This window comes from Streptomyces sp. HM190, assembly GCF_009857135.1.
Taxonomy (GTDB): domain Bacteria; phylum Actinomycetota; class Actinomycetes; order Streptomycetales; family Streptomycetaceae; genus Streptomyces; species Streptomyces heilongjiangensis.
On record NZ_CP047318.1, the window covers coordinates 5,228,278 to 5,250,881 of the forward strand.

Annotated in this window: 15 protein-coding genes and 2 pseudogenes; 11 read left to right on the forward strand and 6 right to left on the reverse strand. The window is 69.8% G+C overall.

Translation table 11 applies throughout. The features are described from left to right. Positions 1-51: 51 nt before the first annotated feature. The 8 genes from GSY65_RS22365 to GSY65_RS22400 all read left to right on the forward strand — a co-directional run bounded on the left by GSY65_RS22365 (position 52) and on the right by GSY65_RS22400 (position 14,222). On the forward strand, positions 52-3,951 hold the full coding sequence (locus GSY65_RS22365) for a DNA-directed RNA polymerase subunit beta' (protein WP_159771672.1): 3,900 nt from the start codon (positions 52-54) through the stop codon (positions 3,949-3,951). A 178-nt stretch (positions 3,952-4,129) separates the two neighbouring features. Beyond that, positions 4,130-4,681: a DUF1707 and DUF4190 domain-containing protein gene (locus GSY65_RS22370; protein ID WP_380967030.1), complete on the forward strand. Its 552-nt coding sequence runs from the start codon at positions 4,130-4,132 to the stop codon at positions 4,679-4,681. 548 nt (positions 4,682-5,229) lie between these two features. Then, positions 5,230-5,601, forward strand: a complete 372-nt coding sequence (rpsL, locus tag GSY65_RS22375) for a 30S ribosomal protein S12 (protein WP_003948652.1) — start codon at positions 5,230-5,232, stop codon at positions 5,599-5,601. A 2-nt stretch (positions 5,602-5,603) separates the two neighbouring features. Beyond that, a complete protein-coding gene (gene rpsG, locus GSY65_RS22380; RefSeq protein WP_003992340.1) occupies positions 5,604-6,074 on the forward strand; it encodes a 30S ribosomal protein S7 in 471 nt (156 codons plus the stop codon). A gap of 39 nt (positions 6,075-6,113) precedes the next feature. Next, positions 6,114-8,240 carry an elongation factor G gene (gene fusA / locus GSY65_RS22385; RefSeq protein WP_159771675.1) on the forward strand — a complete coding sequence of 709 codons (2,127 nt, stop codon included), beginning with the start codon at positions 6,114-6,116 and terminating at the stop codon, positions 8,238-8,240. Between the two features lie 156 nt (positions 8,241-8,396). Next, positions 8,397-9,590, forward strand: coding sequence for an elongation factor Tu (tuf, locus tag GSY65_RS22390; protein WP_055537301.1), 1,194 nt, complete (start codon positions 8,397-8,399; stop codon positions 9,588-9,590). A gap of 305 nt (positions 9,591-9,895) precedes the next feature. Further along, complete coding sequence (locus GSY65_RS22395; RefSeq protein WP_201452627.1) at positions 9,896-13,054, forward strand: glycosyl hydrolase 115 family protein; 3,159 nt, start codon at positions 9,896-9,898, stop codon at positions 13,052-13,054. Positions 13,055-13,142: 88 nt separating this feature from the next. Next, positions 13,143-14,222, forward strand: a complete 1,080-nt coding sequence (locus GSY65_RS22400) for an endo-1,4-beta-xylanase (protein WP_159771678.1) — start codon at positions 13,143-13,145, stop codon at positions 14,220-14,222. A gap of 12 nt (positions 14,223-14,234) precedes the next feature. Here the strand turns inward: GSY65_RS22400 and GSY65_RS22405 are convergent, their stop codons facing one another. The 3 genes from GSY65_RS22405 to GSY65_RS22415 form a co-directional block, all read right to left on the reverse strand. Further along, positions 14,235-14,840 carry a Uma2 family endonuclease gene (locus GSY65_RS22405; protein ID WP_159771681.1) on the reverse strand — a complete coding sequence of 202 codons (606 nt, stop codon included), beginning with the start codon at positions 14,838-14,840 and terminating at the stop codon, positions 14,235-14,237. A gap of 52 nt (positions 14,841-14,892) precedes the next feature. Further along, positions 14,893-15,789: a helix-turn-helix domain-containing protein gene (locus GSY65_RS22410; RefSeq protein WP_159771684.1), complete on the reverse strand. Its 897-nt coding sequence runs from the start codon at positions 15,787-15,789 to the stop codon at positions 14,893-14,895. 210 nt (positions 15,790-15,999) lie between these two features. Beyond that, positions 16,000-16,509, reverse strand: coding sequence for an ATP-binding protein (locus GSY65_RS22415; RefSeq protein ID WP_159771686.1), 510 nt, complete (start codon positions 16,507-16,509; stop codon positions 16,000-16,002). 154 nt (positions 16,510-16,663) lie between these two features. Between GSY65_RS22415 and GSY65_RS22420 the strand changes: the two genes are divergently transcribed. Next, complete coding sequence (locus GSY65_RS22420) at positions 16,664-17,539, forward strand: helix-turn-helix domain-containing protein (protein WP_159776267.1); 876 nt, start codon at positions 16,664-16,666, stop codon at positions 17,537-17,539. After that, on the forward strand, positions 17,536-17,745 hold the full coding sequence (locus GSY65_RS22425; protein WP_159771689.1) for a DUF397 domain-containing protein: 210 nt from the start codon (positions 17,536-17,538) through the stop codon (positions 17,743-17,745). Before GSY65_RS22420 ends, GSY65_RS22425 begins: the two co-directional genes overlap by 4 nt. A gap of 14 nt (positions 17,746-17,759) precedes the next feature. Here the strand turns inward: GSY65_RS22425 and GSY65_RS22430 are convergent, their stop codons facing one another. Beyond that, positions 17,760-18,290 (reverse strand): PIN domain-containing protein, encoded by a 531-nt coding sequence (locus tag GSY65_RS22430; protein ID WP_236580238.1) that lies wholly within the window; start codon positions 18,288-18,290, stop codon positions 17,760-17,762. A 54-nt stretch (positions 18,291-18,344) separates the two neighbouring features. Between GSY65_RS22430 and GSY65_RS22435 the strand changes: the two genes are divergently transcribed. Beyond that, positions 18,345-19,172, forward strand: coding sequence for a hypothetical protein (locus GSY65_RS22435; protein WP_159771695.1), 828 nt, complete (start codon positions 18,345-18,347; stop codon positions 19,170-19,172). Positions 19,173-19,225: 53 nt separating this feature from the next. On the opposite strand, the pseudogene GSY65_RS22440 reads toward GSY65_RS22435, so the two are convergent. Together GSY65_RS22440 and GSY65_RS33965 are read right to left on the reverse strand one after the other, a co-directional pair. Beyond that, positions 19,226-21,684 (reverse strand): annotated as a pseudogene (locus GSY65_RS22440) (poly(A) polymerase); the annotation flags it as partial. Beyond that, positions 21,683-22,219: pseudogene (locus GSY65_RS33965) on the reverse strand (RNA ligase family protein); the annotation flags it as partial. The pseudogenes GSY65_RS33965 and GSY65_RS22440, both read right to left, overlap by 2 nt. Between the last annotated feature and the right edge of the window lie 385 nt (positions 22,220-22,604).

Below are 22,604 nucleotides of genomic sequence, written 5' to 3' on the forward strand. Positions count from 1 at the left end.
GACCCCCGTATCAGACCAAAGACTTACAACCCTGAGAGGGATTGACGCATAGTGCTCGACGTCAACTTCTTCGACGAGCTCCGGATCGGTCTGGCCACCGCTGACGACATCCGTCAGTGGAGCCACGGCGAGGTCAAGAAGCCCGAGACGATCAACTACCGCACCCTGAAGCCCGAAAAGGACGGACTCTTCTGCGAGAAGATCTTCGGTCCTACCCGGGACTGGGAGTGCTACTGCGGCAAGTACAAGCGTGTCCGCTTCAAGGGCATCATCTGTGAGCGTTGTGGCGTCGAGGTCACGCGCGCCAAGGTGCGCCGCGAGCGGATGGGCCACATCGAGCTGGCCGCTCCCGTCACCCACATCTGGTACTTCAAGGGCGTTCCGTCGCGGCTGGGCTACCTGCTCGACCTCGCCCCGAAGGACCTGGAGAAGGTCATCTACTTCGCGGCGTACATGATCACGTACGTCGACGAGGAGCGCCGCACCCGCGACCTGCCCTCCCTGGAGGCGCACGTCTCCGTCGAGCGGCAGCAGATCGAGAACCGCCGGGACGCCGACCTGGAGGCCCGCGCCAAGAAGCTCGAGACCGACCTGGCCGAGCTGGAGGCCGAGGGCGCCAAGGCCGACGTGCGCCGCAAGGTGCGCGAGGGCGCCGAGCGTGAGATGAAGCAGCTGCGCGACCGTTCGCAGCGCGAGATCGACCGTCTCGACGAGGTGTGGACCCGGTTCAAGAACCTCAAGGTCCAGGACCTGGAGGGCGACGAGCTCCTCTACCGCGAGCTGCGTGACCGCTTCGGCACGTACTTCGACGGTTCGATGGGTGCCGCGGCGCTGCAGAAGCGCCTGGAGTCCTTCGACCTCGACGAGGAGGCCGAGCGCCTCCGCGAGATCATCCGCACCGGCAAGGGCCAGAAGAAGACCCGCGCGCTCAAGCGCCTCAAGGTCGTCTCCGCGTTCCTGCAGACCAGCAACAGCCCCAAGGGCATGGTGCTCGACTGCGTGCCGGTCATCCCGCCGGACCTGCGTCCGATGGTGCAGCTGGACGGTGGCCGCTTCGCGACCTCCGACCTGAACGACCTGTACCGCCGTGTGATCAACCGGAACAACCGACTGAAGCGGCTTCTCGACCTCGGCGCGCCCGAGATCATCGTGAACAACGAGAAGCGCATGCTTCAGGAGGCCGTTGACGCTCTCTTCGACAACGGTCGCCGTGGTCGCCCGGTCACCGGTCCCGGCAACCGCCCGCTGAAGTCCCTCAGCGACATGCTGAAGGGCAAGCAGGGCCGTTTCCGCCAGAACCTGCTCGGCAAGCGTGTGGACTACTCCGCGCGTTCCGTGATCGTCGTCGGTCCGCAGCTGAAGCTGCACCAGTGCGGTCTGCCGAAGGCGATGGCGCTGGAGCTGTTCAAGCCGTTCGTGATGAAGCGCCTGGTCGACCTGAACCACGCGCAGAACATCAAGAGCGCCAAGCGCATGGTGGAGCGCGGCCGTACGGTCGTGTACGACGTCCTCGAAGAGGTCATCGCCGAGCACCCGGTTCTGCTGAACCGTGCTCCCACCCTGCACCGCCTCGGCATCCAGGCCTTCGAGCCGCAGCTGGTCGAGGGCAAGGCCATCCAGATCCACCCGCTCGTCTGCACCGCGTTCAACGCGGACTTCGACGGTGACCAGATGGCCGTGCACCTGCCGCTGTCCGCGGAGGCGCAGGCCGAGGCCCGCATCCTGATGCTGTCCTCGAACAACATCCTCAAGCCGGCCGACGGCCGTCCGGTGACGATGCCGACCCAGGACATGGTCCTCGGTCTGTTCTTCCTCACCACCGACGGCGAGATGCGGAACGTGAAGGGCGAGGACCGCTCCTTCTCCTCCGTGGCCGAGGCGATCATGGCGTTCGACGCCGGCGAGCTCTCGCTGCAGTCGCGCGTGGACATCCGCTTCCCGGTGGGCACCATCCCGCCGCGCGGCTGGACCCCGCCGGCGCGCGAGGAGGGCGAGCCGGAGTGGCAGCAGGGTGACACCTTCACCCTGAAGACCACGCTGGGCCGCGCGCTCTTCAACGAGCTGCTGCCCGAGGACTACCCGTTCGTCGACTACGAGGTCGGCAAGAAGCAGCTCTCCGAGATCGTCAACGACCTCGCCGAGCGCTACCCCAAGGTCATCGTGGCGGCGACGCTCGACAACCTGAAGGCGGCCGGCTTCTACTGGGCGACCCGTTCCGGTGTCACCGTGGCCATCTCCGACGTCGTCGTCCCCGAGGCGAAGAAGGAGATCGTCCGCGGGTACGAGGCGCAGGACGAGAAGGTCCAGAAGCAGTACGAGCGCGGTCTGATCACCAAGGACGAGCGCACGCAGGAGCTCATCGCGATCTGGACCAAGGCGACCAACGAGGTCGCCGAGGCGATGAACGACAACTTCCCGAAGACCAACCCGATCTTCATGATGGTGAACTCGGGTGCACGAGGCAACATGATGCAGATGCGTCAGATCGCCGGTATGCGTGGTCTTGTGTCGAACGCGAAGAACGAGACCATCCCGCGTCCCATCAAGGCCTCGTTCCGTGAGGGCCTGTCCGTGCTGGAGTACTTCATCTCCACGCACGGTGCCCGTAAGGGTCTGGCGGACACCGCCCTGCGTACCGCCGACTCGGGTTACCTGACCCGTCGTCTGGTGGACGTCTCGCAGGACGTCATCATCCGCGAGGAGGACTGCGGCACCGAGCGCGGTCTGAAGCTGCGGATCGCCTCGAAGGACGAGACCGGTGTCCTGCGCAAGGCCGAGGACGTCGAGACCAGCGTCTACGCCCGCATGCTCGCCGAGGACGTCGTCATCGACGGCAAGGTGATCGCGCCGGCCAACGTGGACCTCGGTGACGTGCTCATCGACCAGCTCGTGCACCACGGTGTCGAGGAGGTCAAGACCCGCTCGATCCTGACCTGTGAGTCCAAGGTCGGCACGTGCGCCATGTGCTACGGCCGCTCCCTGGCCACCGGCAAGCTGGTCGACATCGGTGAGGCGGTCGGCATCATCGCCGCCCAGTCCATCGGTGAGCCCGGTACCCAGCTGACGATGCGTACCTTCCACACCGGTGGTGTGGCCGGTGACGACATCACGCAGGGTCTGCCGCGTGTCGTCGAGCTCTTCGAGGCCCGTACCCCGAAGGGTGTCGCCCCGATCTCCGAGGCGGCCGGTCGCGTCCGCATCGAGGAGACCGAGAAGACCAAGAAGATCGTCATCACGCCGGACGACGGCAGCGACGAGACGGCCTACCCGATCTCGAAGCGCGCCCGACTCCTGGTCAGCGAGGGCGAGCACGTCGAGGTGGGCCAGAAGCTCACCGTGGGTGCCACCAACCCGCACGACGTGCTGCGCATCCTGGGTCAGCGTGCCGTCCAGGTCCACCTGGTCGGCGAGGTCCAGAAGGTGTACAACTCGCAGGGTGTGTCGATCCACGACAAGCACATCGAGATCATCATCCGGCAGATGCTCCGCCGCGTGACGATCATCGAGTCCGGCGACGCCGAGCTGCTGCCCGGCGAGCTGGTCGAGCGCTCGAAGTTCGAGACCGAGAACCGTCGTGTGGTCCAGGAGGGCGGTCACCCGGCCTCCGGTCGTCCGCAGCTCATGGGTATCACCAAGGCCTCGCTGGCCACGGAGTCCTGGCTGTCGGCGGCGTCCTTCCAGGAGACGACGCGAGTCCTCACGGACGCGGCGATCAACGCCAAGTCCGACTCGCTGATCGGCCTCAAGGAGAACGTCATCATCGGTAAGCTCATCCCGGCCGGTACGGGTCTGTCCCGCTACCGCAACATCCGGGTCGAGCCGACCGAGGAGGCCAAGGCCGCGATGTACTCGGCCGTCGGCTACGACGACATCGACTACTCGCCGTTCGGCACGGGCTCCGGCCAGGCCGTCCCGCTGGAGGACTACGACTACGGTCCGTACAACCAGTAAGGCGTACGTCCACTGAGGGGCGCCCACTCCGTTCGGGGGTGGGCGCCCCTCGGCGTTCGGTCGACGAACCGGGACACTGGTAGCGGAAACGAAACAGAACCGGTGACGGGGAACCCGTGCCGGGGGCCGTGCGTTGGAGCATCATTGGAGGCACAACCAGTCCGGGGGAGTGTTTCTCGTGTCGAACCCGTCGTGGCAGCCGATGCCGTGGCAGGCGCAGGGCAGTAGTCCGTCGCTGCTTGCCGCCCATGCCGACCGTGAGCGTGCCGTGGATGTCCTGCGGGCCGGTTTCAGTGAGGGCCGCCTCCAGCAGGACGAGTACGAGAAGCGCATCGAGCGGGCCTACACGGCGCGTACGGTGGGCGAGTTGGCGCTTCTGGTCGCCGACCTGCCGCAGGGGCCCTCGGCCATGCAGCCGAGTGCCATGCCCGTGATGCAGCCGATGGTCCCGCGTACGTTCATGCCCGCTCCCGTCCTGCCCCCGCCCACCAACGGCAAGGCCGTCGGCGCGATGGTGTGCGGCGTGCTCACCACCATGACCATGGGGCTCACCGGTATCCCGGCCGTGATCCTCGGCCACACCGCCCGCTCCGAGATCAAGCGCACCGGTGAGGGCGGCGAGGGCTTCGCCCTGGCGGGCCTCATCCTCGGCTGGCTCTCGGTGGCCGGCTGGGCCTTCTTCATCGCCATCATGATCATCGCCGGGGTGGCCTCGGAGAGCGGTGCCTGAGGACGGCTGGGTGGAGGGCTCCTGAGGGGCCGAGAAGCGCCGGTGGCGCGGGGTCGCTGCCCGGCCGAACCCGCGGCCCTACCCTCGGCGGAAGGTCCTCCCCGGCGCGGGAGAGCGGCTCCTGGCGGCCCGCCGGGCGGACCTGCCGGGTGACGGCCCCCGCCGCACCGCCGTACTGCCCCTGGGGTGGCACGGCGAACGGCCGTCCCGCCCCGGGCCTTGTCGGGTGGGACTCCCCGCCCCGGCTGAGGCGCCCGGCGGGCCGCCGGCCACCCGTCGCCAGGGCCCCCGTGCCGGCCCCGCACAGCCTGTACCCATTTGTTTTGACCGTAGCGAATGCGATAGGTACGCTCAGACCTTGTGCCTGGGGTGTGCCCTGGCTCTCGTGCGTGCCTTTGAACCGCACAGGTGGGAGCCGTAAGCGGCCGCCGTGATCTGCGCTCTTCTGCCTTGCGGCGGGAACCCGCAGTATTCGACACACCCGACCGCGTGGGTCGGAGATGTTCCGGGTTAGCTTCACCATTCGGCACACAGAAACCGGAGAAGTAGTGCCTACGATCCAGCAGCTGGTCCGCAAGGGCCGGCAGGACAAGGTCGAGAAGAACAAGACGCCCGCACTCGAGGGTTCCCCTCAGCGCCGCGGCGTCTGCACGCGTGTGTTCACGACCACCCCGAAGAAGCCGAACTCGGCCCTGCGTAAGGTCGCGCGTGTGCGTCTGACCAGCGGGATCGAGGTTACCGCTTACATTCCGGGTGAGGGACACAACCTGCAGGAGCACTCCATCGTGCTCGTGCGTGGTGGCCGTGTGAAGGACCTGCCGGGTGTTCGCTACAAGATCATCCGCGGTTCGCTCGACACCCAGGGTGTCAAGAACCGCAAGCAGGCCCGCAGCCGCTACGGCGCCAAGAAGGAGAAGTAAGAATGCCTCGTAAGGGCCCCGCCCCGAAGCGCCCGGTCATCATCGACCCGGTCTACGGTTCTCCTCTTGTCACGTCGCTCATCAACAAGGTGCTGCTGAACGGCAAGCGCTCCACCGCCGAGCGCATCGTCTACGGCGCCATGGAGGGCCTGCGTGAGAAGACGGGCAACGACCCGATCATCACGCTGAAGCGCGCTCTGGAGAACATCAAGCCGACCCTCGAGGTCAAGTCCCGCCGTGTCGGTGGTGCGACGTACCAGGTCCCGATCGAGGTCAAGCCCGGTCGTGCCAACACGCTCGCGCTGCGCTGGCTCGTCGGTTACTCCCGCGCCCGTCGCGAGAAGACGATGACCGAGCGTCTGCTCAACGAGCTTCTCGACGCGTCCAACGGCCTCGGTGCCGCTGTGAAGAAGCGCGAGGACACCCACAAGATGGCCGAGTCCAACAAGGCCTTCGCGCACTACCGCTGGTAGTCGCAGACCCCATCGAGACCGAGAGAAGACCGAAGCCTTATGGCTACCACTTCACTTGACCTGGCCAGGGTCCGCAACATCGGGATCATGGCCCACATCGACGCGGGCAAGACGACCACCACCGAGCGGATCCTCTTCTACACCGGCGTCAGCTACAAGATCGGTGAGGTCCACGACGGCGCTGCCACCATGGACTGGATGGAGCAGGAGCAGGAGCGTGGCATCACGATCACCTCTGCTGCCACCACCTGTCACTGGCCGCTTGAGGGCGTCGACCACACCATCAACATCATCGACACCCCGGGTCACGTCGACTTCACCGTCGAGGTGGAGCGTTCGCTCCGCGTCCTCGACGGCGCCGTGACGGTGTTCGACGGCGTTGCCGGCGTGGAGCCGCAGTCCGAGACGGTGTGGCGTCAGGCCGACCGTTACGGCGTGCCCCGCATCTGCTTCGTCAACAAGCTGGACCGCACCGGCGCCGAGTTCCACCGCTGCGTGGACATGATCTCGGACCGCCTGGGCGCCCAGCCGCTCGTCATGCAGCTCCCCATCGGCGCTGAGGCCGACTTCAAGGGCGTCGTGGACCTGGTCCGCATGAAGGCGCTCGTGTGGTCCGCCGAGGCAGCCAAGGGCGAGATGTACGACGTCGTCGACATCCCGGCCACGCACACCGAGGCCGCCGAGGAATGGCGCGGCAAGCTGCTCGAGGCCGTCGCCGAGAACGACGAGGAGCTGATGGAGCTGTACCTGGAGGGCGAGGAGCCCTCCGAGGAGCAGCTGTACGCGGCGATCCGTCGCATCACCATCGCCTCCGGCAAGTCCAAGGACACCACGGTCACCCCGGTGTTCTGCGGCACCGCGTTCAAGAACAAGGGCGTCCAGCCCCTGCTCGACGCGGTCGTGCGCTACCTCCCGACGCCGCTTGACGTCGAGGCCATCGAGGGCCACGCCGTCAACGACCCGGAAGAGGTCATCAAGCGCAAGCCGTCCGACGACGAGCCGCTGTCCGCGCTGGCGTTCAAGATCATGAGCGACCCGCACCTCGGCAAGCTCACCTTCGTCCGGATCTACTCCGGTCGCCTGGAGTCCGGCACCGCCGTGCTGAACTCCGTCAAGGGCAAGAAGGAGCGCATCGGCAAGATCTACCGCATGCACGCGAACAAGCGTGAGGAGATCGACTCGGTGGGCGCCGGCGACATCGTCGCCGTCATGGGCCTGAAGCAGACCACCACCGGTGAGACGCTGGCCGACGACAAGCAGCCGGTGATCCTGGAGTCCATGGACTTCCCGGCCCCGGTCATCCAGGTCGCCATCGAGCCCAAGTCGAAGGGCGACCAGGAGAAGCTCGGCGTCGCGATCCAGCGCCTGGCCGAGGAGGACCCCTCCTTCCAGGTCCACTCCGACGAGGAGACCGGCCAGACCATCATCGGCGGCATGGGCGAGCTGCACCTCGAGGTGCTGGTCGACCGTATGCGCCGTGAGTTCAAGGTCGAGGCCAACGTCGGCAAGCCGCAGGTCGCCTACCGCGAGACGATCCGCAAGGCCGTCGAGCGCGTCGACTACACGCACAAGAAGCAGACTGGTGGTACCGGCCAGTTCGCCAAGGTGCAGATCGCGATCGAGCCGATCGAGGGCGGCGACGCCTCGTACGAGTTCGTGAACAAGGTGACCGGTGGCCGCATCCCGAAGGAGTACATCCCTTCGGTGGACGCCGGTGCGCAGGAGGCCATGCAGTTCGGCATCCTCGCCGGTTACGAGATGACCGGCGTGCGCGTCACCCTGATCGACGGTGGCTACCACGAGGTCGACTCCTCCGAGCTGGCGTTCAAGATCGCCGGTTCGCAGGCCTTCAAGGAGGCCGCGCGCAAGGCCAGCCCCGTGCTGCTCGAGCCCATGATGGCCGTCGAGGTCACCACGCCCGAGGACTACATGGGTGAGGTCATCGGCGACATCAACTCCCGCCGTGGCCAGATCCAGGCCATGGAGGAGCGGGCCGGTGCCCGTGTCGTGAAGGGCCTCGTGCCCCTCTCGGAGATGTTCGGCTACGTCGGCGACCTGCGCAGCAAGACGTCCGGCCGCGCCAGCTACTCCATGCAGTTCGACTCCTACGCCGAGGTTCCGCGGAACGTCGCCGAGGAGATCATCGCGAAGGCCAAGGGCGAGTAACTCAGCCGAGTTCCAGCCCTTAGGCTTGACTCCGGAGCCTTACGGGGTCAAACCCCCGCGAACGCGGATGTTTGACCCCGGGGCCCGGGCTTTCCAGCAAAGATCACCTGGCGCCGATGAAGCAAGGCGTTCAGAACCACTCCACAGGAGGACCCCGTGGCGAAGGCGAAGTTCGAGCGGACTAAGCCCCACGTCAACATCGGCACCATCGGTCACATCGACCACGGTAAGACGACCCTCACGGCCGCCATTACCAAGGTGCTGCACGACAAGTACCCGGACCTGAACGAGGCCTCGGCCTTCGACCAGATCGACAAGGCTCCTGAGGAGCGCCAGCGCGGTATCACCATCTCCATCGCGCACGTCGAGTACCAGACCGAGTCGCGTCACTACGCGCACGTCGACTGCCCGGGTCACGCCGACTACATCAAGAACATGATCACCGGTGCTGCCCAGATGGACGGCGCCATCCTCGTGGTCGCCGCCACTGACGGCCCGATGCCGCAGACCAAGGAGCACGTGCTCCTGGCCCGCCAGGTCGGCGTTCCGTACATCGTCGTCGCCCTGAACAAGGCCGACATGGTGGACGACGAGGAGATCCTGGAGCTCGTCGAGCTCGAGGTGCGTGAGCTCCTCTCCGAGTACGAGTTCCCGGGCGACGACCTGCCGGTCGTCAAGGTCTCGGCGCTCAAGGCGCTCGAGGGCGACAAGGAGTGGGGCCAGTCGGTCCTGGACCTGATGGACGCCGTCGACTCCGCCATCCCGGAGCCGGAGCGCGACGTCGACAAGCCGTTCCTGATGCCGATCGAGGACGTCTTCACCATCACCGGTCGCGGTACGGTCGTCACCGGCCGTATCGAGCGTGGTGTCCTCAAGGTCAACGAGACCGTCGACATCATCGGCATCAAGACCGAGAAGACCACCACCACGGTCACCGGCATCGAGATGTTCCGCAAGCTGCTCGACGAGGGCCAGGCCGGTGAGAACGTCGGTCTGCTCCTCCGTGGCATCAAGCGCGAGGACGTCGAGCGCGGCCAGGTCATCATCAAGCCGGGTTCGGTCACCCCGCACACCGAGTTCGAGGCCCAGGCCTACATCCTGTCCAAGGACGAGGGTGGCCGCCACACGCCGTTCTTCAACAACTACCGTCCGCAGTTCTACTTCCGTACGACTGACGTGACCGGTGTTGTGACCCTCCCCGAGGGCACGGAGATGGTCATGCCGGGCGACAACACGGAGATGAAGGTCGAGCTCATCCAGCCCGTCGCCATGGAAGAGGGCCTGAAGTTCGCCATCCGTGAGGGTGGCCGGACCGTGGGCGCCGGCCAGGTCACCAAGATCAACAAGTGAGTCCGTTGATCTGACCTGGTAGCTCCAGCACGAGCTCCACGAAGGGCCCGTACGACTTCGGTCGTACGGGCCCTTTCGCTGTGCCGGGGCCGGCCCGATGGCACGTTCGTCCTCGGCGTCCTCGGCGTCCTCGGCGCCCCCGCCGTCGTCGTGGCCGTGGCGCCGGGGAGGCCGGGCGCGGCGCTTTCCCGCCCTCGAAACTATTCGACGCGCGCGACCCGTTGTCCCCTCGCTTCACTCCCTCCACCATTTGTCATGTCGCTGAGCAAATCCCGGGTTCGGGACGACCGGTCGAGGAGTGTGGCATGTCCGCGGACGTCAGCCGTAGAACCGTTCTGGGAGTGGGTGCGGGGATCGCCGTGGGCCCCGCGCTGCCGGGGGCCGCGTCGGCGGACGACGGTTCCGCGGTCGGCGGCGGCGCCGGGGAGCTGCGGGTGACGGACGCGGGGGCGTATCTGTCCTTCACCCCGGCCCCCGGCGCGTTCGCGCTGGTCGGGGCGCCGGTCGTGGTCAGTCCCGAGGATCATCCCGGAGTCGTACGGGTGGCAGGGGATCTGCGGGACGACATCGAGCGGGTCACGGGGGTGCGGCCGGGGGATTCGATGGGCCGTGAGGTGGTCCTGGTGGGGACCATCGGGCGGAGTCCGTTGATCGACGGGCTAGTGGCGTCGGGGAAACTCGACGTCCGGGGGGTGCGGGGGAAGTGGGAGACCTCGTTGCAGACGGTCGTGGAGCGGCCGATGCCCGGGGTGGAGCGGGCGTTCGTGGTCGCGGGCAGCGATCCGCGCGGCACGATCTTCGGGGTGTACGACGTGTCGTACGGCATCGGGGTCTCCCCCTGGTACTGGTGGGACGACGTGCCGCCGGCGCGCCGGGACGAGGTGTACGTCCTGCCGGGCCGGTACAGCCAGGGCACGCCGGTGGTGAAGTACCGGGGGGTCTTCATCAACGACGAGAACCCGGCGCTCGGGACCTGGGCGCCGGCGTTCTTCGGTCCCGGCAAGGCGCCCGGGTACCCCGGCGGGTTCACCGCCGACTTCTGGGCCAAGGTCTTCGAGGTGCTGCTCCGGCTGAAGGGGAACTACGTCTGGCCGGCGGTGTGGGGGAGGGCGTTCGCCGAGGACGACCCGGAGAACCACGCGCGTGCCAAGGCATACGGGATTGTCATGGGCACGTCTCACGAGGCGCCCATGATGCGGGGCATCGAGGAGTGGAACCGCCACGCCGTACCCGCGGTCAGGGACTCCTCCGGGGCGATCGTGACCCCCGGCCGCGACCCCTACGGCGGCACCGGGGAGTGGTCGTACCGGCGCAACGCCGAGGCCGTCCGGGCCTACTGGCGCGACGGCATCCGGCGCATGGTCGACGAGGACTTCGAGGGCGTCGTCACCCTGGGGATGCGCGGGAACGGTGACACGAGCCTGCCCGACGGCGACGGCATCGAGCTGATGACGGAGATCATCGCGACGCAGCGCCGGATCATCGAGGAGGTGACCGGCAGGCCGGCGGACGAGACCCCGCAGGTGTGGACCCTCTACAAGGAGGTCCAGCGGTACTGGGACCGGGGCCTCAGGGCGCCGGACGACGTGACGGTCGTCCTGACGGACGACAACTGGGGGAACATCCGTAAGCACCCCGACCCACGGGAGCCCCGTGCCGGGGGCTACGGGTTGTACTACCACTTCGACTACGTGGGCGTCGGCCGCAACTACAAGTGGGTCGACACCACGAACCTCGCCAACCTCTGGGAGCAGCTCCACGAGGCCGACGCCTACGGCAACCACGGCCTGTGGGTGGCGAACGTCGGCGACCTGAAGGGCAACGAGCTGCCCACGGAGTTCTTCCTGAACTACGCCTGGCGGCCGGGGCGTTGGGGTCTGGAGAACCTGGAGGAGTGGGAGCGGGGGTTCGCCCGGCAGAACTTCGGCGGGCGGTTCGCCGCCGAGATCGCCGAGGTGCTGAGCGCGTACGGGCAGCTGCAGGCCCGCCGCAAGCCCGAGCTGCTGAACCGGCGGATCACCCTCGACCCGTCGAAGGACCCGACGAAGGACGAGCGGGCGATCGTCTACGACGACCAGGAGACGCCCTTCTTCTTCGGCCACCGCGAGCTGGAGCGCGTCACCGAGGAGTGGCGCGCGCTGGCCCGGCGGACGGAGCGGCTGGGCCGCAAGGTGCCGGCCGGCGTCCAGGACGCGTGGTTCGAGCTGGTCGGCTACCCGGTGCTGGCGACGGCGAACCTGTACGGGTTACGGCAGGACGAGTTCGAGAACCTGCTGTACGCGCGGCAGGGGCGGGCGGCGACGAACGACCGGGCGGCCGCCGCGGAGGCGGGACTGGCCAGGGACTTCGCCCTCGCCGACCGCTTCAACACCGAGGTCGCCGGCGGGAAGTGGCGCGGCTTCCAGACCCAGCCGCACATCGGGTACGGGGACGTCGAACGCTACGGCCCCAACGCCGGATGGCAGCAGCCGGAGAAGGACCACCAGGCGCTGCCGGACGAGATCTTCCCCAAGGTGCGGCGGATCGAGGTGCCGGAGGCGGCGGAGCTGGGCGTCTCCGTGGACGGGGCGGACGATCGCGGGCTGTGGTGGCCGGGCGGCGCGTCCGGCGCGGCGGCCGTGCTGCCGGTGTTCAGCCCGTACCAGACGCGGCCCCGGCAGTACGTCGAGGTCTTCAACCGGGGCCGTACGCCCTTCTCGTACCGCGTGGAACCGTCGGTGCCGTGGCTGGTCGTGGACCGGGCGCGCGGCCGGGTCGACCAGCAGGTCAGGGTGGCCGTGCGGGTGGACTGGGCGCGGGTGCCGGCCGGCGGCGCGGAGGGGGCGCTGACGGTGAGCGGGGCCGGGGCGTCTGTGACGGTGAAGGCGGTCGCCGAGAAGCCGCCGGCGCGGCAGGCGCGGGCGCTGCGGGGGTTCGTCGAGGCGGGCGGGTACGTCGCGATCGACGCGGAGCACCCTGTGCGGGCCGTGGGCGCGTCCGGCGGCCGGGTGCGGTGGCGGCGCGTCGAGCGGATCGGCCGTACGGGCGCGGGGATGACCCCGTGGCCGGTGACGGCGGCGCGGCAGACACCGGGTGGGGCCGGGCCGCGCCTGGAGTACGAGGTGGGCCTGGTGTCGGTGCCGGCGGGCGGCGAGGTGACGGTGTGGGCGTACGTCTCACCGCGGAACCCCGCCCTGGCGACGGGCGGCCTGCGCTACGCGGTCTCCTTCGACGACGCGGAACCCCAGGTCGTCGACATCCACGCCGTTACCGGCGCCGACGACGGGCTCATGAACAGGCAGTGGGCGCGCCACACCTCCGACAACGTGAACGTGACGGCGACCCGGCACACGGTCGCCGGGCCCGGTGTGCGGCGCCTGACGTTCTGGATGGTCGACCCGACGGTGATCCTCCAGCGTCTGGTGATCGACACGGGTGGGCTGACGCCGACGTATCTGGGGCCGCTGGAGAGCCGACGGGTCTGACGGCCGTGGTCCCGCTGACCGTCTGGCCCGGATGCCGTCGTATCCGACCGCCGGGCTGAGAGAGCCGGAACCGAGAGAGGAACCACGCATGAGGCACATCAACCGCTTCCGCCTGCCCGCGCTCGCGCTGGCCGCCGGGACACTGCTGTCCACGGTGGTGGCCGTGCAGCCGGCGTCGGCGAGTGCGGGAGGGCACGGACCGTCGCTGCGCGCGCTGGCCGATCGCGCGGGCGTACGCATCGGGACAGCCGTGGACATGACGGCGCTCGCGGACGACCGGACGTACCGCGGGACGACGATCCGCGACTACAACTCCGTCACGGCCGAGAACGTCATGAAGTGGGAGTCGGTGGAGCCCGAGCGGGGCGTCCACAACTGGAAGCCGGCGGACGACCTGGTCCGCTTCGCGCGGGCGCACGGCCAGGTGGTCCGCGGCCACACCCTGGTCTGGCACAGCCAGCTGCCGGCGTGGCTGACCAGCGGGGTGGAGGACGGCTCGATCGACGCGGCGGAGCTGCGCGGCATCCTGCGCGACCACATCACCGCCGAGGTGAGGCGGTACAAGGGGAAGATCCAGCAGTGGGACGTGGTGAACGAGGTCTTCGAGGAGGACGGCAGCCTGCGCAACTCGATCTGGCTGCGTGAGCTGGGCCCCTCCTACATCGCGGACGCGTTCCGCTGGGCCCACGCGGCCGACCCGAAGGCGAAGCTGTTCCTCAACGACTACAACGTCGAGGGCGTCAACGCGAAGTCCACCGCCTACTACGAACTGGCGAAGCGGCTGCGTGCCGAGGGCGTCCCCGTCCAGGGCTTCGGCATCCAGGGCCACCTCGCGATCCAGTACGGCTTCCCGGGACAGGTCGCCGAGAACCTCGCCCGCTTCGGGGCGCTGGGGATGCAGACCGCGTTCACCGAGGTCGACGTGCGGATGATCCTGCCGGTCGACGAGACGAAGCAGGCGACCCAGGCGAGCTACTACCGCCGCCTGCTGGACGCCTGCCTGGGTGCCCGGAGCTGCAGGTCCTTCACCGTGTGGGGCTTCACCGACAAGTACTCCTGGGTGCCGGGCGTCTTCGAGGGCCAGGGCTCGGCGACCCCGATGGACGAGACGTACGGCCGCAAGCCGGCGTACGAGGCGCTGCGGGAGGGGCTGGCGGCGGGGAGGTGACCGGCGTCGCCCTCAGCCCTTCTCCGGGTCCGGGTAGCGGGGGAGGTCCTCCGTGGAGATGGTCCAGTCGGCGATGGTGACGTCCTCGCCGTAGACGAAGTCCTTGCGGGTCGCGTAGCGGGGGCCGTCCGGGGTGGAGTGGATGTCCGTGAGGACGGCGCCTTCGCCGCTGCGGGGGTCGAACACCGCGTACACGGGGATGCCGAGCAGCGGGTAGTCGCGCATCTTGGTGACCCAGTCGTTGTCGGGGTTGGAACGGGAAACGACCTCTACGGCGGCGTGAATCGTGAGGGGATCGAAGGCTCCCTCGACCTCCATGTCGGCTTCGGCGATCACCATCACGTCGGGGCGTCGCATGATGCCTTCGGCTTCGCCCTCCACGTCCGGCTCACCCGTATGGGCCACGATCTCTTCCGGCATCGCCTTTTCCAGGCGCTTTCGTAGGCGCAGCACGGTGAGTTCGTGCGGTCCGACGGGCGCCATCATGTCGTGGACGATCCCTTCCTTGGTGATCTCGAATTTCCCGGGGAGGGTGTCGTCCATCGACTGAACGAAGTCCCGCATGGCCTGGTAGACGTGGGAGGAGCCGTGCTGTGCGTCGTCCGGGGCGATGGTCATGGCGCTCGCTCCTCGTCGTCTGTGCCCGGGGGCAAGGATCGTCACGTTCATGCTAGGCGGCCTCCGTGAGGTCGGGAGTGGGCTCGGCCCGGCAGTCGCGGCAGCGGCTGCCCTTCGGTCCTCGGAAGCCTCGGTCGCAGCCGTCGCAGTTCGTCATCGCGTACTGGACCCGGACGGCCGGTGGCGTTGCGGGCGCCCGGAACGGGGGCGGGGGCGGCAGCTGGGCCGTGAGGCGGTGGGCCAGGAGGGCGGCCGGGCGGTGGATCGGCTCCGACGGGAGGTCGCTGGTCAGGGCGTGGCGTACGGCCGTGGGGCCGAGGTCGCGCTCCAGCCAGGCGGCCACGCCCGGGGCGAGGTGGTCGGTGTCGCAGGCCGAGAGGAGGAGGCGGGGGTCCGTGCGGCGCAGGTCGGCGAGGAGGTCGGTCGCGGTCTGGAGGAGGGCGGGGGAGGGGTAGGAGGGTCGGGGGACGCCTGGGAGGGGCTTGCGGGGAGCCTTCTTCTTCCGGGGCGCGTGCGCCGGGGGTACGGGCTCGTCCCCCGCGTGGCTGCGGCTGCGGCCGGGCTGGTTGCAGGAGATCGTGCGGGTGATGATGCGGCCCGCCGACGTGCGGACGCGTTCGCGGCGCAGGTAGCCGTGGGTCTCCAGCTCGCGCAGCGCCGCCGCGATACGGGTCGCGCCTTCCTTGAACCGGGCCGCGAGGCTCTTGATGTCGACGCGGGCGCTCTGCGGCAGCGACTGGATGTGGGTGGCCAGCCCGATCGCCAGGAGCGACAGCTCCGGGTGCTGCGCGAGGTGGTTGCCGATCACTGTGAAGCGGGTGGTGTGGCGGGTGTGGTCGTGGACCAGACCGCCGACGTTGGAGCCGGAGCGGCTCTGCCGGTTCGGGTGCTTGTTGTCGGCAAGCCGGGACTGGGCGCGCGCGGGCGCGCTAGGGTTCTGCGTATCCATCGGGAAGCCTTCTTCTTCCTCGGTGGTCAGGCCCTCGCACTGGGATTGCCGTCCCGGCGGGGGCCGTCGCATGTCTGCGGTTGTGTCGTGTTGCGTTGGGCTGAGAGTAGGGCGCACAACCGGTCCCGGTGCCAGCCGAGTTGGCGATGTTCACCCGCGCGGGTGAGCTTGCCCGGCGGGCGGGAGGGGTGGGGCTTGGTGGGGGTTCTTTCACCTGTGAGTTCTTTGGAAGAGACGGCCCGCGCCACCGAAGCACGGGCCGTTGGGTGCCGGTGGCTGTGCGGTCGCGGATGCCGGTCGGAGACGGACTTCCGCCCAGATGGTCTTGCGTGGGGGACGCCCCGGCGTGGTTCCCCAGCGGTCCGCGAGCGCCTCGACCAGGAGCAGACCGCGCCCGGACTCGTCGTCGGCTGCGGGGAGCCGGGCGCACGGAAGCCGTTCGGCGCGGGTGTCGGTCACCTCGATACGGAGGGTGGCGCCGATGACGTAGAGCGTCAGGTCGAAGTCGCGCCCCTGGACCCGTCCGTGTGTCGCCGCGTTGGCCGCCAGCTCCGCGACGATGTGCTCCGCCGGGTCGGACGGCAGACCCCAGGTGCGCAGGTGCTCGGTCGCGAGCAGCCGGGCGAGGCGGGCTCCGCGTGGGGTGGAGGACAGCCGCACGCTGAAGTTGCGGATGGGGCTGGGGTGTTCGGTGTCGAGGCCGACTGTTTCCGTATTCACGTCACTCAGCGTGGCGGCGCTCGCCTACTGTGAACAGTCACTGCGCCGATACGTACGGTGACTGTCCGGGCGTTGTCCGGTGGTGTCGGGCCTGTCCGGAAGGGCCGTACGGGTAGGGGGCGTTGAGGCACGACGGTACGGCGAGAGGTACGCGATGTTGGAGGACGGCGACGCGGGGCGGCTCAAGACGGAGGCCGACGAGCCGGGCTGGGAGGTGGACCCGGACGACGAGTGGGGCGTCGCGGTCATCGCCACCGTCGGGCGGCAGTTGAAGCTGCGGCGGGAGGCGGTGGGCATGAGCGCCGCAGACTTCGGGCGGACGGTCGGGTACGGCGAGGACCTGGTCTACAAGATCGAGGGCGGGAAGCGGATTCCCCGGCAGGAGTATCTGGACAAGGCCGACGAGGCGCTGGGCGCGGGCGGGCTCATCGCGGCGACGTGGGAGGACGTGAAGAAGGTCCGGTACCCGAAGAAGGTGCGGGCGCTGGGCCAGATGGAGGCCAAGGCGGTCGAGATCGGACTGTACGAGTGCAACAGCGTCCACGGACTCTTGCAGACCCCGGAGCATGCGCGGGCTGTGATCGGGGCGGCTCAGCCGCCGTACTCGCCCGACGACGTGGAACGGATGGTGGCCGCTCGTCTGGCCCGGCAGGCGGTCTTCGAACGGGACCCGGCTCCGTCTGTGCACTTCGTCCTGGAAGAGGCTCCGCTACGCCGACAGGTAGGGGGCACAATGGTGTGGCGACGGCAGCTCGAACGCCTGCTTGAGGTAGCGCGGTTGAATCACGTCACGCTTCAGGTCATGCCGACGAACACCGATGCTCATCCGGGCTTGGACGGCAAGATCGAGTTGCTGAAGTTTCCTGACGGTACGGCAGTGGGGCGAGCCGACGGCAAGTTCAACGGGCGCCCCGTCTCCGACCCGAGGCAGCTCCGCATCCTGGAATTGCGGTATGGCACCATCCGAGCGCAGGCCCTCCCACCACGGGAGTCGCTGACCTTCATCAAGCAACTGCTGGGAGAGACATGATCCGCAAGCCTTCCGTCGGGGACGACTCCGAACTGGCGTGGTTCAAGAGCAGCTACAGCAGCGGCACCGACGGCGAGTCCTGCGTCGAGATCGCCGTGGCCCCCGGCGCGGTCCACGTCCGCGACTCCAAGGATCTCGCCGGGCCCCGGCTCGCGCTCACGCGGGACGCGTGGGCGGAGTTCGTGACGTACGCGTCCGGTAGCTGACCCGCGGACTTCGTTCAGAGGCTCGGCTGCTGTCCGCGGACGAGGGAGAGGTCCGGCCGGACCTTCGCGATCGAGGCGAAGTCGTCGTCGACGTGGAGCAGGGTCAGCCCGTGATGTTCGGCCGTGAGCGCGATCAGGATGTCCAGCGGAGACGGGTCGCGATGGTGACCGATCTTCACCAGGTCCCGCTGCACCTGGATGATCTTCGGCCATGGGTCGTCGATCGCGGGAACCCGGCCGAAGGACTGACCGAGCATGGTGAAGAAGGGCTCGTAGTCGCGGTCGGCGCGGAGTCCTGGCATCAGTTCGGACTCAACCGGAGGGCAGAGGGCCACAAGGCCGCGCGTCACTCGGTCGGGCCAGGGCGCGCCGAGTTGGCCGCGCAGTAGACGCCGTACGGCGGAGGTGTCGGCGAGGTAGGTCACAGCCCGTCCTGCTCCCTGGCTTTGAGGACGTCGAAATCGAGGAACGCGTCGGCGTTCGCCTGGAGCCAGTGCGGTGCGCGTGCCCGGTCTTCGGTACAGGCATGCTGCCCGCGGAGGCATGCGCACGTCATTGGTACTGTGCCGCCTCCCGAATTCTCCTTCGAAGAGGTATGCATGCACACAGGCAGACGGTCCGTCGCGGTGGCCACGCTCGCGGGAGCGTTGGCGCTCTCCGTGCTGAACGCGCCGACGGCCGGCGCGGCGGACACCGGTATCACCGTGTCGGACGTCGTCATCAACAAGGGCAAGCCGATCGTGGTCGGCACGTCGAAGGTGGTGGAGCCGCCCATCTCCTTCAACATCGCTCTGCCGGCCGGGTACAGCACGGCCGACCCCTCCCGCTACAGCGCGTACCCCTTCCTCTACCGCGGCACCATCGCGACCGCGGCCGACACCGGCGAGAACTTCATCAGCCCGAGCAGCTACACCTGCTTCGAGATCGACTCCAAGCACGCCCGCTGCGAGGGCGAGCTCTACATCGACCCGCACCCGAGCCAGGAGCACGTCGACTCCAACAGCGACGCCACGACGTGGAAGGTCGGCGTCTCTCTCCGGCTGTGGAAGGCCGACGGCGGTCTCAAGACCGGGGAGCTGGAGAAACGGTCCAAGACCGCCCAGCTCAAGCGCGCGGCCAGGGCGACCGCCAACGCCACGCCGGAACCGGTCACCAAGGGCAGGACGATCACCGTCACGGGCAAGCTGACCCGGGCGAACTGGAGCACCAAGACGTACGGCGCCTACGGCGGCCGTACGGTCAGCCTCCAGTTCCGCGCCAAGGGAGCCGACACCTTCCAGACGGTCAAGAAGGTCACCAGCAGCAGCACCGGCGGCCTCAAGGCCAGCGTCACCGCCACCACCGACGGTTCGTTCCGCTGGGTGTACTACGGCAACTCGACGACCGGCGCCGCGACCAGCGCGTCGGACTACGTCGACGTGCTCTGACCACCTCAGTACAGGGTCGGGTCAGTGCAGGGTCGGGTCAGTACAGGGTCCGGTCAGTAGAGGGTCGGTACCTCGCCCCCCGCGGCCCGGGTGAGCGTGACCCCTGCCAGACCGCGTAGCCGGCGTTCCGCCACGGCGGTCAGCGCGTCGGCGGTCGGCGGGGTCGGACCCAGGCCGATGGCGAAGCGGGCGGGGGCCGTGCCGAAGGGGCGGGGCCAGGCGTGGCAGTCGGGGGCCGGTTCGGCGAGGTCGGCGACCAGGGCCCGCATCCTGCCCCGTACCCGGCCCTCGTCCGCGCCCCCGCCGACCGCCACGATCGCCCAGGCGGCGTGGCGGCGGTGGAGCGGGGGAGGGGTGAGGACGTCGGACCAGGGGCGGCCCTCCTCCAGCAACTCCCAGGCGCGGAACAGCTCCTGGGTGATGAGGTCGCGCATGCCGGGGGTGACCTGGTCCGTGCAGGGGCGGACCGGCGCCGAGGGGGTCGTGACGGTGAGGGGGAGGGAGGACCGCTCCGCCCCACCCACCGGCTCACGCCAGTCCCACGCCGCCCACGTCGCGAAGAAGTGCCGCAGGAGGTCGGCCGGAGGCAGGTCACCGGCCGACCTCGCCGTGCGGGCCGCCAGGACCGACCAGGCCAGACCCGGTACGCCACCGAACGGCGCCGAGTCGAGCCCGCGCGCCTTCGCCCATGCCTTGACCCGCGTGGCCAGCCGGGTGAAGGCCGGCCGGTGGGGGCCCGCCGAGGCGAGTACCGCGTCGGCGTCGCTCACCGCGCTCAGCGCGATCGCCGCCGCCTCGCCCAGCTCTGCCCGGCGGTCCACCGCCTCGGCGGGGTCCAGCGCACCCGTGGCCACGACCACCAGGTCGACGTCCACCCCGTCGAGCCGCAGCCGCAGCCCCGGCACCCGGGCTCCGACCACCTCCCGCACCCCGGTCGCGTCCGGGAGCGCCGCCGTCAACTCGGCCCGCAGGGAGGCCAGTTCGACGGTGCCGGGGAGGGCCGCGACCAGGTCCAGGTCGGCGCCGGGCAGGGCGCAGCCCAGGCACCGGGAACCGACGACGTGGACGACGCCGTGGGGGAGGGCGGCCGAGACGCGGCGGGCGACGCGGTCGGCCACGGCGGTGCCGGCCGCCTCCTCCGCACCCGGCGTTCCCACCCGAGACACCTGGCGCGGGGACTCCTCCCGCGCCCAGCGGACCTCACCCGTGCCCAGCCTCACCCACCCCCGTACCCGCTCGGCTCGTCGCCGCGCCGCGACAGGAGCGCCAGCTCGTCGACGCGGGCCCGCACCGGGGCGAGCCGGTCGGCGCAGTCGGCGGCCAGGGTGTTCGGGTCGGTGGTGCGGCCCAGGCTGAGGTGCGGGGTGAAGCCGTCGCGGCGGCCCCGGCAGCGCGGGAACCGGCTCACCAGGGCGCGGTGCAACTCGGCCCACGGCTCCTCGCCGGCCGCCGCCGGGTCCAGCCAGACCGTCGCGCCCTCCCGGTGCCCGAACCAGTGCACGCCCTCCAGCCGGACGTCGAACGCGGCGGTCGGCGTCGCCGCCAGCACACCCGCCGCCTGCTCGAACGCGTGCTCCGGTACGAAGCCGAAGAGGACGTTGACGTGCGGGGGCCAGCGGTGGACCTGCGGGTCGTGCACGCGGCGGACGTCCTGGAGCGGTGGCCACAGCTCCTGCGGCGGCAGCCAGGCCAGCGCCGTGCGCGCCGTCGCCGGGGCGTCGCAGACACCTGCGGCGGCCCCGGCGGGATCGCCCGCCGCCCCGGACGCGGACGCGTCCGTCGTCAGGTCCAGCTCGACCCGTACGCCGTAGTGGTCGGAGATGTGGAGGCCGTCCGCCGTGGGCAGGTCGCCGTACAGCTCGGCCCGGCGCACGCGCGGGCCCTCGCCCGCCGGGCGCAGCAGCACCCGGTCCAGCCGGGAGGCCCGGCCGCTCAGGGAGGAGATCGCGGCGAGGGGGTTGGCGCCGGGATCGAAGGTCGGGGTCATGTCCCCGGGGCCGTGCGCCTCGCTCCACGCGTCCCGCATCCCGAGGGTGACCTGCGGCGTGTCACCGCCGTCGTTGAAATCGCCCAGGAGGACCAGCTCGGCGTCCAGACCGGCCAACCCCTCCGCGATACGGGCCAGTTCGGCCGTACGGCGACCGGCACCGTCGGTGGAGTGGTCGCTGCTGAGGTGGGTCGCCGCCACGGCCAGCGGACCGGCGGCGGTCTCCACGACCACGGCGGTCACCGCCTTGTGCGGGCCCAGCGCGTGATGCGCCGCCTCACGCGCCGGCAGCCTGCTCAGGAGCAGCAGACCGCACTCGTCCACGTCACGGCCGCCGGGGTCCGTGCCGAGCGTCCAGCCCGTCCGGAGCCAGGGCTCCCGCAGCAGCATGGCCAGCAGTTCCGCCTCCACCTCCTGCAACGCGATCACGTCCGCGTCGGCGTCGCGCAGCGCCCGCACCAGCGCCGGGCGCCGCCGGGCACTGTCGACGCGGTCGGCGTCGTACCGGTCCCAGAGGGTGTTCCAGGCCCGTGCGCCGGTCGTCGTCCGGATACGGCCGGTGCAGCGCGGGGTGCAGTCCCACGAGATCCGCCACCCGCCGCGCGAGCGGCAGGCCCACGGCCCCGGCGAGCCGCGCCGCGAGCCGTCCCCGCTGCCCGTGCCGGGTGTGCAGCAGGGCGGCGAGGGCCCCGGCGAGCCGGTCGTCCCCGGTGAACCCGGCCGTCTCGAACCGCGCGAGCGCCGCCGCGTCCCCGGCGCCGGGCAGCCCCACCGCCTCCGCCAGCGCCGCCGCGTCGACACCGGCCCCCGAGCGCGCGTCCCACAGGGCGGCCCGCGCGCCCAGCCCGTTCTCGACGACCGCCGCGTGCATCCAGTGCGTGTCCGTCCGGACGTGCCCGGCCCGCACCCACTCCTTGACCCAGGTACGGGAGGGGTGGTGGGCGGAGTCGAGCGACCGGGCGTGCAGACCGTCGGCGTACAGCGTCGTGTTCTCGCCGTCGAGCTTCTCGGTGACGACGACCTCCCGCCCGCGCAGCCCGGACAGGTCCGTGACCCGCAGGTCGTCCGACTCGGCGGGACGGCGGCCCCGGCGGTCGTCCTGCTGCTGCCCGCCGCGATCGCCCTCTGCGTGGGCACGGCCCGCTGGGCGGCCGGGACGGAACGCGCCTCGGCGCGCGACTGAGCGCGGCCCCGCGGTTGACGACGGTCCCCGTCCGGCCGCGGTCGGGGGCCCGCGCGGCGGCGGGCTCGGGGACCTGGTTTGACCTCGGTCACTCTCGGGGTAATCTCTCCGGCTCGATTGGCGGAGGCCCTGCCCCATATGGCAGACTGTCCGAGTTGCTCGGTCGAGTGTTGATGCTGCACGCCTCCCGCCGGGGGGACCGGAAGCGAGTCCCACAGTACTCGTCGCTCTAACTGCCTCACGGCAGCGCTGGGGCGGACGT

Excerpts from the sequence above, each read along its gene's own strand:
- rpsG (WP_003992340.1), top strand. The coding sequence starts at position 5,604 with ATGCCTCGTAAGGGCCCCGCCCCGAAGCGCCCGGTCATCATCGACCCG.
- fusA (WP_159771675.1), top strand. The coding sequence starts at position 6,114 with ATGGCTACCACTTCACTTGACCTGGCCAGGGTCCGCAACATCGGGATC.
- GSY65_RS22395 (WP_201452627.1), top strand. The coding sequence starts at position 9,896 with ATGTCCGCGGACGTCAGCCGTAGAACCGTTCTGGGAGTGGGTGCGGGG.
- GSY65_RS22400 (WP_159771678.1), top strand. The coding sequence starts at position 13,143 with ATGAGGCACATCAACCGCTTCCGCCTGCCCGCGCTCGCGCTGGCCGCC.
- GSY65_RS22405 (WP_159771681.1), bottom strand. The coding sequence starts at position 14,840 with ATGACCATCGCCCCGGACGACGCACAGCACGGCTCCTCCCACGTCTAC.
- GSY65_RS22410 (WP_159771684.1), bottom strand. The coding sequence starts at position 15,789 with ATGGATACGCAGAACCCTAGCGCGCCCGCGCGCGCCCAGTCCCGGCTT.
- GSY65_RS22420 (WP_159776267.1), top strand. The coding sequence starts at position 16,664 with ATGTTGGAGGACGGCGACGCGGGGCGGCTCAAGACGGAGGCCGACGAG.
- GSY65_RS22425 (WP_159771689.1), top strand. The coding sequence starts at position 17,536 with ATGATCCGCAAGCCTTCCGTCGGGGACGACTCCGAACTGGCGTGGTTC.
- GSY65_RS22430 (WP_236580238.1), bottom strand. The coding sequence starts at position 18,290 with ATGCCTCCGCGGGCAGCATGCCTGTACCGAAGACCGGGCACGCGCACC.
- GSY65_RS22435 (WP_159771695.1), top strand. The coding sequence starts at position 18,345 with ATGCACACAGGCAGACGGTCCGTCGCGGTGGCCACGCTCGCGGGAGCG.